The organism is Pedobacter quisquiliarum, assembly GCF_014642175.1.
Taxonomy (GTDB): domain Bacteria; phylum Bacteroidota; class Bacteroidia; order Sphingobacteriales; family Sphingobacteriaceae; genus Pedobacter; species Pedobacter quisquiliarum.
This window is the reverse complement of sequence record NZ_BMIL01000006.1, coordinates 1-11773: the sequence shown is the minus strand read 5'-3', so window position 1 is coordinate 11773 and position 11773 is coordinate 1. Positions and strand designations below refer to the sequence as shown.

Genomic DNA, 11773 nt, shown 5'->3' with positions numbered 1-11773 from the left:
AATGTATTTAAAAAATCTACTCAGCCAGCTCCTGCTTTTTGTCTTTGTAAGCTTTACTGCCCTTGCGCAATCAAGAGGCATCAACTGGACTAAAGATGGAAACGGCTACTATGAAATCCAAAACGGCGGTATTGTTTTGATTTCACTACCCAAAATGGAGCGCAAGCAGGTATTAAGCAATACCAGCCTGCGTATCCAATCTTTCCAACTGTCTGCGGATGGTACCAAAGCATTAATTTTCACAAACAGCAAAAAAGTATGGCGCTATAATACACGTGGCGACTACTATGTTGCAGACCTAAGCACCGGCAAGACGGTTAAGCTGGGAAAAGATATGCCTGCGTCATCATTGATGTTTGCCAAGTTCTCCCCAGACGGACAAAAAGTTGCTTATGTAAGCAAACATAACCTCTATGTGGAAGACCTGAGCACCAATGCCGTTAAAGCACTTACTACTAACGGTACAGACCGGTTGATCAATGGTACATTCGACTGGGTTTATGAGGAAGAATTTAACAGTAGAGACGGCTTTCGCTGGAGTCCTGATGGGAATTCCATTGCCTACTGGCAACTGGATGCCAGCAAGATCAAGAACTTCCTCATGATCAACAATACCGATTCTATTTACGCGTACACCATTCCCGTAGAATATCCTAAAGTGGGCGAAAATCCTTCTGCGTGCCGCGTGGGCATCGTGAATGTTGCTACAGCAAAAACAAACTGGCTAAATGTTCCGGGTGATAATGTTCAGCATTACATTCCAAGGATGGATTTTATTCCGGGCTCGAACGAAGTTATCCTTCAGCAGCTGAACCGTGAACAAAATGTGTCCAAGCTTTTTGTATGTGATGCAGCAACGGGAACTGCAAAGGACATCTATACAGAAACCGACAAGGCCTGGATTGATGCAGCGGATGACTTCGAATGGATCAATGGCAATAAAGAGTTTCTTTGGGCAAGTGAAAAAGACGGTTGGAGACACTACTATAGAATTTCAAAGGATGGTAAAAAGCAAACGCTGATTACCAAAGGGAACTATGATGTGATCGATAAAAGCCTTACTGACGAAAAAAACAATACGCTTTACTTTATGGCTTCGCCAACTAATGCTACCCAGCGCTATTTGTACAAGACCAAGCTGGATGGTAAAGGGAGTTTAGAAATGGTCACATCCGCGGTTATGCCGGGTAGCCATAACTACAGCATCTCACCAAACGGTATGTTCGCCAGACACACCTACCAAAGCGCGTCTATACAACCCTTAACGGAGTGGATGCACATGGCTTCGGGTAATCCATTTAATATGGATGGCAGCATTACCAATCAGCTGGGCAGGCAAAAGCCAGTTGGCAATAAAACAACCTTCTTCAAAATCAAAACTGAAGACGGTATTGAGCTAGATGGCTGGATGAAAAAGCCTGAGAACTTCAATGAGAATAAGAAATATCCAGTGCTTTTCTACGTCTACGGAGAACCAGCATCACAAACGGTTACTGATACCTATGGCGTTGACTACAACCGCTTGTACCAAGGTGACCTTGCGAAAGATGGATACATCGCCATTTCCATAGAAAACCGCGGTGCACCGGCACCAAGAGGTCGTGAATGGCGCAAGAGCATTTACAAGAATATCGGAGTGCTGAACATCCGCGACCAGGCAATGGCTGCGAAGGAGATTTTAAAATGGCCATTTGTAGACAAAGATCGTATTGCGGTATATGGCTGGAGTGGCGGTGGATCTTCCACGCTTAACCTGATGTTCCAATATCCGGAAATCTATAAAACCGGTATCGCGATCGCTGCCGTGGCAAATCAACTGACCTACGACAACGTTTACCAGGAACGCTATATGGGTACACCTTTACAAACAAAGGAAGCCTATATCAAGGGTTCTCCAATTAGCCATGTTCAAGGACTTAAAGGAAATCTGCTTTACATCCATGGAACTGGTGACGACAATGTGCACTACCAGAATGCAGAGATGCTGATTAATGAACTGATCAAGCAGAAGAAAGCTTTTCAGATGATGGCCTACCCTAACCGTACGCACAGCATTAGCGAAGGCGAAGGTACGAGCGCTCACCTGGCACTAACTTTCACGAACTTCTTAAAAGCCAACTGCCCTCCCGGCGCGCGGTAAAAAATATTCTTTAAACAGAAAAAGCAGCTTTAGGGCTGCTTTTTCTGTTATATCAAGTAGTAACCTAGCTAAGTTTCTGTTTAAACAGATCTATTGTTCTGCTCCAGGCAAGCTTTGCGGCCGCTTCGTTGTACCTCGTTGGAGCGGTATTGTTATTAAAAGCATGATTCACGCCTTCATACACATAAAGCTTGTAATCTTTTTTGTGCTGCTTAAGCGCAGCCTCATACGCTGGAATACCAGCATTCACCCGCTCATCCAATCCGCCGTAGTGCAACATTAAACTGGCTTCAATCTTAGGCACATCTTCTGTCTTTGCCTGCATACCATAATAGGCCACCGCCGCTAAGAGCTTCGGATCATGCACGGCGAGGTTATTCGCCATGGCTCCACCCCAGCAGAAACCAACACAACCTGCCTTCCCATTTCCATCTTCACGCGCACGCAAGTATTCTAGTGCTTTGAGATAATTCTGAAGATTCTTCTCCTTATCCAATTGCCCGATCAGGTCCCGGGCTTTATCCTCATCAGCTGGCGTTCCGCCGAAGGGAGACAGGGCATCAACAGCCACCGCAATGTAACCCTCCGAGGCCACCTTACGCGCAACATCAATGATATGGGGGTTCAAACCACGATTTTCATGAATCACCAGTACGGTGCCCAGTTTCTTCGTCCCCTTTGGTCTGGCCGCAAACGCTTTAACGGCACCATCCACACCCGGGAAGGTTATCTGCGTTTCCACCAGATCTGCATATTCGGTCGTCGCAGCCTGCGCGTAATTGTTCTCTAGCAATGGCAAAATGCTCATGGCCATTGCTGTGCCGCCAGCCAGCAGCGCCAGCTTGGCTAAAAAATCTTTCCTGTTTAGCGAGGTATGGGTGTACTCATCATACAAATTAATAATCTTCTGGTCCATTGGAATATTTGGCTTAGGTGTTTATCTACAGCAATATACCAGTTTAGTGAGCACATATCAACGTCCGGCCAGCCGAAGGCGCATAAAAAACTTAAACTTTCATTTTTTGTTAATTTGAAATGAGCTTAATAAAGTTTACCAATAAGGGCATATACTGCGAACAAGGCAGATTTTACATTGACCCCTGGCAACCCGTAGATCTAGCAGTAACAACACACGGACATGCCGATCATGTGAAATGGGGAAACAAGGCCTATTTATGCCATGAGCTTACAAAGCCCATTCTGCATCAACGATTAGGGACGGATCTGGTCATCGAAACACTTCCATATAATAAACAGATCGACATCAATGGCGTAAAGTTGAGCATGTTCCCCGCAGGGCATGTCATTGGTTCCGCACAAATCCGACTGGAGTATAAAGGCGAGATCTGTGTAGTGTCTGGCGACTATAAGGTAGAGTTCGATGGCATCAGCACACCCTTCGAGCCGGTTAAGTGCCATACCTTTGTCTCGGAAAGTACCTTCGGCCTACCCATATATAAATGGCAACCGCAGGACATCATCTTCAACCAGATCAGGAACTGGGTATCCGACAATCGTGATAAAGGGAAGACCAGCGTGCTGGTTGCCTACAGTCTGGGTAAGGCGCAACGATTGATCAAGAACCTGGCAGATTATTGCGAGATCTATGTACATAACTCCATAGCAAACCTCAATGAAGGGTTTGTGAAGGCGGGTGTCGACCTGCCAGATACCATCAGGATCACACCGGAACTTAAGAAAGAAGCACTTCAGCAGGGCATCGTTATTGTGCCACCGGCGATGGCCGAAGGAAAATGGATTAAAACTTTACAGCAAGCTGCCACCGGCGTTTGCTCCGGCTGGATGCAGGTGCGCGCGGGCCGCAGGTGGAGAAGTGCTGATGCTGGTTTTGCGTTAAGTGATCATGCGGACTGGCCAGGGTTATTGAGTGCCATTGAAGCGACAGAAGCGGAAAAGGTTTTCGTGACGCACGGCTTTACCGCCACTTTTTCAAAATACCTAAATGAGATCGGCATTGCATCCGAAGAGGTGAAAACCCAGTACGGCAACGAAGAGGAAGAAGAACCAACACCTACTACAATCGAAGCAAATTGAAAAGATTTTCTGAACTGATACAGCAGCTGGAAACGAGCAATAAGACCAACGACAAGATCGCTGCGCTCGTTGATTATTTTAGCAATGCCGATGATCGGGATAAACCCTATGTCATTGCCATGTTCACGGGCAAGAAACCGAAAAGGCCGGTAAACACGGCTTTGCTGCGAAGCTGGGCAACGGAGCTCAGTGGCATCCCACCCTGGCTTTTTCAGGAAAGCTACTCCAGTGTAGGTGACCTCAGCGAGACCATTGCCCTGGTGCTCCCTCCGCCAGAAAAGATCACGGATCGTAAACTGCATGAATGGATCAAAGACCTTGCTGCCCTTACTGGAAAACCGGATGACGTGAAAAAGTCCTTTATCCTGGATGCCTGGAACAGCCTCGCCACACCGGAACGATTTATCTTCAATAAACTTATTTCTGGGAACTTCCGCATCGGGGTATCCCATAAAATGCTGGTTAATGCATTGGCTAAACAAAGTGATACCGACAGCAACAAGATCATGCACAGCATCATGGGTAAGTGGCAGCCGGAGGCAATCACTTACGAAGAACTTATTGAAGGTGCCCATGTAAATACCGATAACTCCTGGCCATATCCTTTTTGCCTGGCATATGCGCTGGAAATGCAACCTGAGGAGTTAGGCGATGTAAATGACTGGCAGGCAGAATGGAAATGGGATGGTATCCGTGGGCAAATTGTAAAACGAAACGGTGAACTGTTCATCTGGTCTCGTGGTGAAGAACTCGTCACAGACCAGTTTCCTGAACTTCACTTCCTGAAAGATGAACTGGAAGATGGTACTGTTCTCGATGGAGAAATTCTCTCCATCAAAGATGGTAATGTACAGGTATTCAGCATCCTGCAACAGCGCTTAAACAGAAAAACCATCAACAAGTCGCAGTTGAACGACGCACCCGTAGGCTTTTATATCTATGACCTGCTGGAACATGAAACACAAGATGTTCGGGGAAAGACCATGTCTGAACGGCGAACACTGCTTGAAGAGATCGTTTCGAAACTGCTAACGAAAGATGTAGCACTTTTATCCCCGGTAATCACATTCAATAGCTGGGCTGAACTTGCGGAGATCCGTCAGGGCAGCCGCGAGATGAACAGCGAAGGCATCATGTTGAAGCGCAAGGATTCCTTGTACCACAGTGGTCGGAAGCGAGGCGACTGGTGGAAGTGGAAAATCAATCCGTATACCGTTGATACCGTGATGATCTATGCGCAGAAAGGAAGCGGTCGGCGCGCTAACTTCTACACCGATTATACCTTTGCAGTTCGTGATGGCGAGAAGCTGATCACCGTTGCGAAAGCCTACTCGGGCCTTACCGATAAGGAGATCAAAGAAGTCGACTCTTTCGTAAAACGGAATTCACTAGAGAAATTTGGACCGGTAAGGACGGTCAAACCAGAACTGGTGTTTGAAATAGCATTTGAAGGTATCGCAGAAAGTAAAAGACACAAGGCCGGCCTGGCACTCCGATTTCCCCGAATCCTAAGGTGGCGCAAGGACAAGGAAGCGGAAGAAATTAATACGCTTGAGGATTTAAGACAATTGCTAAATTCAACCTTATCATGAGTACTGATTCCAACAGCCTGAGCAAAAGCTATGGCTATAAGACGGTTTTGAAATGGTTGAAGCAATCTAAAAAGAAGCCATTTGCTTTCCAGACCGAAGCCTGGCAATATTACGCGGAAGGCTACAGCGGAATGGTCAATGCCCCGACCGGTTTTGGTAAAACATTCTCCATGTTTTTAGCGGTTGTCATTGAAGAATTAAACATCATTAACGACTTAAAAACCACCACAACCACAACCTCAAAAAAACGAACCGGTTCGGGTTTAAAGCTACTCTGGATAACGCCCCTACGCTCCCTGGCTAAAGACCTTGCAAGAGCAATGCGGGAAGTGTGTGATGAGTTGGAGCTAGACTGGATCATTGGTGTGAGAAATGGCGACACCTCCCAAACGGATAAGCTGAAGCAGAAGAAACAGATGCCAGAGGTGTTAATCATTACCCCGGAAAGCATGCACCTGTTGCTTGCTCAAAAAGGGACGATCAGCAACTTCAGCAATCTACGCTGCATTGTGGCAGATGAATGGCATGAGCTTATCGGAAGTAAGCGCGGGGTGCTGGCTGAACTCGCCATATCCAGGATCCGGGGACTGCTGTTGGAAAAACATCCGGAACGGCTGCTCCGCATCTGGGGCATCTCCGCGACCATCGGCAATATGGAAGAAGCCCTGGACGTCTTGGTACCGTACGAAGAAGTACTCAAGGTCACGGTAAAAGCAGACATCGAGAAGAAGATTGATATCCGATCTGTGCTGCCAGATCACATCGACATGCTTCCATGGGCCGGCCACCTGGGTCACAAGCTTGCGCATAAATTGCTCCCGATCATTCACAAGAGTAAAACCACGCTGATCTTCACCAACACACGCGGACAAGCCGAGCTCTGGTATCAAAATCTACTCAAACTGGATGAGAACCTAGCAGGTCTGATTGCCATACACCATGGGTCCATTGACCATGAACTGCGCAACTGGATTGAAGATGCCATCCATACAGGTGCTTTAAAGGCGGTGATCAGCACTTCTTCTTTAGACCTCGGCGTAGATTTTAAGCCCGTAGATACCGTTGTACAAGTTGGTTCTCCGAAAGGTGTAGCCAGGTTTCTACAACGCGCCGGACGAAGTGGGCACTCCCCTTATGAGACCTCGACCATATACTTCCTCCCTACCCACGCACTGGAGCTCGTGGAGGCATCAGCCATTAAGGAAGCGGCGAAGACGCACGACATCGAAAGCAGACAACCCGTGGTCATGGCGTTTGATACGCTTATTCAATATCTGGTTACGCTAGCCGTCGGCGACGGTTTTGATGATAAACTCATCTACAAGGAAATCAAAGAAACCTTTGCCTATCGAGAGTTGCTGGACTCGGAATGGGCCTGGATTATGCAATTCATTACTTCTGGTGGAGACAGCCTTGCCGCCTATAATGAATTCAATAAGGTGGAACTGGTGGATGGTTTATGGAAAGTTATCAGCAGGCAGATTGCCATGCGCCACAGGTTGCATATCGGTACCATCGTCAGCGACGCCATGCTGAAGGTAAAGTACCTCACGGGCGGTTATATCGGTATGCTGGAAGAATCCTTCATCGCCAAAATCAAACCTGGAAACAGCTTCGCCCTCGCAGGGCGCGTACTTGAATTCATCATGGTGAAAGACATGACGGTGCTGGTTCGCAAAAGCAAACTTAAAACCGCCATCACCCCAAGCTGGTTGGGGGGACGCTTACCGCTTTCCGCCAATCTTGGCGTCATACTCCGTCGTAAATACAACGAAGCACTTGAAAATAACAAAGCGGATGAAGAACTTTCCTTCATCTTCCCCTTGTTCGAACGGCAGGCTAAGGTCTCCCACGTTCCTAAAGACGATGAGTTTCTGATCGAACTCATAGATACCAAAGATGGACACCATCTTTTCGCCTATCCTTTTGAAGGACGTTTGGTGCACGAAGTGCTGGCCGCATTAATTGCATACCGCATCGGCAGGTTGAAGCCCATCAGCTTCTCCATCGCCATGAATGATTACGGCTTTGAGTTGCTTAGTGAACAACCCATCCCCATAGATGAGACCAATATGAAGGAGTTGTTCAGTCCGGAAAATCTCTCGGAGGATATCGTCGCAAGTATCAACGCGACAGAAATGGCCCGACGCAAGTTCAGGGACATTGCCTGTATTTCCGGACTGGTGTTTCAAGGCTACCCCGGAAAATATGTCGCCAATAAACACCTGCAGTCATCTTCTTCGTTGTTCTTTAATGTCTTTAGTGATTACGACAAACACAATTTGCTTTTAAGGCAAGCCTATGATGAGGCATTTTATCAGCAGATTGAAGAACCAAGATTAGCGGCGGCTTTGCAGCGCATTCAACAGAGTAAAATAATTATGATAAGAACGAATCGTTATACACCTTTGTGTTTTCCAATTAAGGTGGATAGCCTGCGGGAAAACATGAGCACAGAAGAACTCAGCCAGCGCATTGAACGCATGACGGCAGAGACGGAGAAAAAGTCGAGGAGAAAGAATGACCATAGATTGTAGGGGCGAAGAATTAATATTAGATAAAGAAAGGGCTATTTACTGGCCATCAAAACGGGTACTCATCATTAGTGATATTCACATCGGAAAATCAGCACACTTCCGTAAACACGGGATCCCGGTGCCATCAACACTGGGCCAAAAAGATCTCAGCCGTATCACAAAGCTGCTGGACAGCTATCCAACGGATCTGCTGCTGATTACCGGTGACATGTTTCACAATAAAATGAATAGTGATGTGGAGGACTTTAAAGCCTGGCGGCAGGAACATCCGGAACTAAAAGTAGCCTTGATCAAAGGAAACCATGATGATCTTAAGGCCTCAGATTACGCCGGTTTAGATATTGAAATTCATGAAAAAGAAATGCTCATGTTCCCATTCAGGTTTATACACGACAAGCCTCAAACCACAGATGCATACTTCAACATCACCGGTCATATCCACCCAGGCATCACCATCTATGGTAAAGCACGTCAGCAGCTACGCCTGCCTTGTTTTTATTTCAGTGATACTTGTGCGGTGCTACCAGCTTTTAGCGCATTTACGGGCTTAAGCAACATTAAGCCAGGTAAAGGAGATGTGTTCTACGCCATCACCCCAACGCAAGTTGTTGCCGTTTAAAGCCTATAGCTGTATCGCCTGCTTCAACAAGCGAACAACCGTTTGATCGGTTTTAAATGTTACATCTGCCTCGGTAAGGGTATCCAGTTTTACCCAGCGGAAGGCTTGGGATGAACCATCAATGAAGTCGAACGGCTTAGTTTTAAATGCTAAGTTCAGGGGGCCAACTGGTTTTACAAAGTAGTAGATACTCAAAATCTGGCTGTCGTTGAAGGACGATTTTTCGAAGAAGTCGGTCGTGTAAAAGTGGTTAAGCACTTCCACTTCCGTGGCACATTCTTCCATAAACTCGCGCTTCAGCGCATCGATCAGCCCTTCTCCAAGCTCAAGTCCCCCACCTGGGAACTTACTGAACGTCCTACCCTCCTGTTGTTCATCGCTAATCAGAATTTCCTGCTGATCGTTAATTAACAGGCCATATACCCTTACATTAAAATAGCTCATTGATCAAAATGCTTTTGATTTTTTGTGGCATTCTCCAGCGTCCAGGATATCTCCCGCTTGAAGTCTTCCTGCCGAACCGGACAGTTCTCCATGTGGCAATAGTTGCAGCAGGCGGGCAGACATGGATCTGCATGAATGAAAAGTTCTGTACTATGCCCTATGGTGCGGTTGATCATGGCGTCAATTTCTGAAATTTCATGATGTACCTTGTTCAGGTCGTAATAATATGGAAAAGTAAAATGACAGTCCATGTGCACATCAGCACCGTATTGTTGCACCCTTAAGTTGTGAACATCTATCCAGGGACTTCTCCGGTTCTCCTGCAGCAGCTTCACAATGTTGTTGACCAGCTCAATATTACTTTCATCCATCAAACCACCAACAGATCTTCGCGTAAGCTTGTACCCACTGTAGATGATGTACATGCCAAGTAGAATTGAAATGACGCTATCCAGCCAGTATAATTTAGAGAGATAGATGATCAGAATGCCGACAACCAGGCCCGCACTGGTAATGGCGTCGGTAAGCAGGTGTTTACCATCCGCTTCCAGGGTGATGGAACGATGTCGTTTCCCGGTGTTGATCAGGTAATAACCTACAACCATATTTATTAAACCTGTGGCACCAATAATGATGGCACCCTCAAAAAGGTTCTGAATTGGATTAGGAAAGATGAGGTTGTAACTGGATTTAAAGATGATAATGATCCCGGCGATGCCAATCAGTGTGCCTTCCAGAAAAGCCGAAAAGAACTCCACTTTACCATGCCCATAAGGGTGGTTTTCATCCTTGGGCAGTGTTGTTAAGTAGATGCTGTAAAACGCAAAGCTACTGGCCAGTACGTTGACAATGCTCTCTGCCGCATCGGTTAAAATAGCATTGGACTGAGTGATAAAGTAGGCGCCGAATTTCGCAAGCATCAGAAAAACACTGATGCACAAAGAAATCAGGATCGCTTTTTTTTTAGGCTGCAATTGTGTTGATTTAGGTGGCAAAAGTACTTAATAACGCTTAAACCGCATTATTATTTATTTTTTTGACCTTCACTAAGCACAGGTTTTTATATTTGTTAAACTACTTAAAACAATTATGAGCATATTATCCACGAGAATCAACAACCTTTCAGAATCTCAAACGATTAAAATGGCAAAACTAGGGAGAGCGCTATCTGCTAAGGGCATTGATGTGATCAACCTAAGTTTTGGAGAACCTGATTTCTTTACGCCTGAAGCTGTTAAGGAAGCAGCTAAGAAAGCCATCGACGAGAACTATTCTTACTACACACCAGTTTCTGGATATCCGGATTTGAGAAAGGCTGTTGCTGAAAAGCTGAAGCGTGAAAATGAGCTCGATTATACCTTTGAACAGATTGTTGTATCTACAGGTGCTAAACAATCACTATCAAATGCAATTTTATGCCTGATCAACCCAGGTGATGAAGTGATTGTACCAACGCCTTACTGGGTGTCATACTCTGAGATGATCAAACTTGCAGAAGGTGAATCTGTATTCATCCATGCGACAGTGGAGAACGATTTCAAGATTACAGCCGAACAACTTGAGGCTGCAATAACGCCTAAGACGAAGATGTTCATGTTTTCTTCACCATGCAACCCAACGGGTTCCGTTTATTCGCATGAAGAACTTGCAGCATTGGTTGCGGTGTTTGAGCGTTATCCAAACATCATGATCCTTTCCGATGAAATATACGAGCACATCAATTTCGTAGATAAACACTACTCCATCGCATCATTTCCATCGGTAAAAGACCGCGTGATTCTGATCAATGGCTTCTCTAAAGCTTACGCAATGACCGGCTGGAGAGTTGGCTATATGGCTGCAAGTAAGGAAATCGCTGCTGCTTGCGATAAATTACAAGGACAGATTACCTCAGGCACCTCCTCTATTTCACAACGTGCTGCATTAGCAGCTTATGAGGAAGGATTAGCATCTGTGAACGAGATGAAAGAAGCATTCAGAAAACGCAGAACCATCGTTTATGACCTGCTGAAAGAAATTCCGGGCATCAAGGTTAACCTTCCGGATGGCGCATTCTATTTCTTCCCGGAAGTGAAAAGCTATTTCGGTAAGAGCCACAATGGTACCGTGATCAACGATGCTGAAGCCTTGTGTTTGTATCTACTGGACGAAGCGCATGTTTCTACTGTTACTGGTGAGGCCTTTGGCAATGAGAACTGCATCCGGATCTCCTATGCCGCTTCTGAAGAGCAACTGAAAGATGCGATGAACAGAATCGCAAATGCACTGGCTAACCTGAACTAGGTTTATTCATAAATGAAAAAGGGGGTGTACTTTGCAGGAGGCCACTGAAAAAGTAGCTCATTAATTAGAGACATTTCGAGCGATCAAGTAAAAAGTAACTTTT

Annotated in this window: 9 protein-coding genes; 6 read left to right on the top strand and 3 right to left on the bottom strand. The window is 46.0% G+C overall.

The window, feature by feature from the left end; all coding sequences use genetic code 11:
- Position 1: 1 nt before the first annotated feature.
- Positions 2-2140, top strand: coding sequence for a S9 family peptidase (locus IEW69_RS09670; RefSeq protein ID WP_188626652.1), 2139 nt, complete (start codon positions 2-4; stop codon positions 2138-2140).
- Positions 2141-2204: 64 nt separating this feature from the next.
- On the opposite strand, the gene IEW69_RS09665 is transcribed toward IEW69_RS09670, so the two are convergent.
- Positions 2205-3056, bottom strand: coding sequence for a dienelactone hydrolase family protein (locus tag IEW69_RS09665; RefSeq protein ID WP_188626651.1), 852 nt, complete (start codon positions 3054-3056; stop codon positions 2205-2207).
- A gap of 119 nt (positions 3057-3175) precedes the next feature.
- On the opposite strand from IEW69_RS09665, the gene IEW69_RS09660 reads away from it, so the two are divergent.
- The 4 genes from IEW69_RS09660 to pdeM are packed head-to-tail and all read left to right on the top strand — an operon-like array spanning position 3176 to position 8943.
- Positions 3176-4195, top strand: a complete 1020-nt coding sequence (locus IEW69_RS09660) for a ligase-associated DNA damage response exonuclease (RefSeq protein WP_188626650.1) — start codon at positions 3176-3178, stop codon at positions 4193-4195.
- On the top strand, positions 4192-5787 hold the full coding sequence (locus IEW69_RS09655) for an ATP-dependent DNA ligase (RefSeq protein ID WP_188626649.1): 1596 nt from the start codon (positions 4192-4194) through the stop codon (positions 5785-5787). The genes IEW69_RS09660 and IEW69_RS09655 overlap by 4 nt, the downstream gene beginning before the upstream one ends.
- Positions 5784-8324, top strand: a complete 2541-nt coding sequence (locus tag IEW69_RS09650; RefSeq protein WP_188626648.1) for a ligase-associated DNA damage response DEXH box helicase — start codon at positions 5784-5786, stop codon at positions 8322-8324. Before IEW69_RS09655 ends, IEW69_RS09650 begins: the two co-directional genes overlap by 4 nt.
- Entirely contained in the window at positions 8308-8943 is a 636-nt protein-coding gene (gene pdeM / locus IEW69_RS09645) for a ligase-associated DNA damage response endonuclease PdeM (RefSeq protein ID WP_188626647.1), read from the top strand. The genes IEW69_RS09650 and pdeM overlap by 17 nt, the downstream gene beginning before the upstream one ends.
- 3 nt (positions 8944-8946) lie before the next feature.
- Here pdeM and IEW69_RS09640 read toward each other — a convergent pair whose 3' ends face one another.
- Complete coding sequence (locus IEW69_RS09640; protein ID WP_188626646.1) at positions 8947-9387, bottom strand: NUDIX domain-containing protein; 441 nt, start codon at positions 9385-9387, stop codon at positions 8947-8949.
- Entirely contained in the window at positions 9384-10361 is a 978-nt protein-coding gene (locus IEW69_RS09635) for a cation diffusion facilitator family transporter (RefSeq protein ID WP_188626645.1), read from the bottom strand. Before IEW69_RS09635 ends, IEW69_RS09640 begins: the two co-directional genes overlap by 4 nt.
- Positions 10362-10476: 115 nt before the next feature.
- On the opposite strand from IEW69_RS09635, the gene IEW69_RS09630 reads away from it, so the two are divergent.
- Positions 10477-11670, top strand: coding sequence for a pyridoxal phosphate-dependent aminotransferase (locus IEW69_RS09630; RefSeq protein WP_188626644.1), 1194 nt, complete (start codon positions 10477-10479; stop codon positions 11668-11670).
- Positions 11671-11773: the final 103 nt, after the last annotated feature.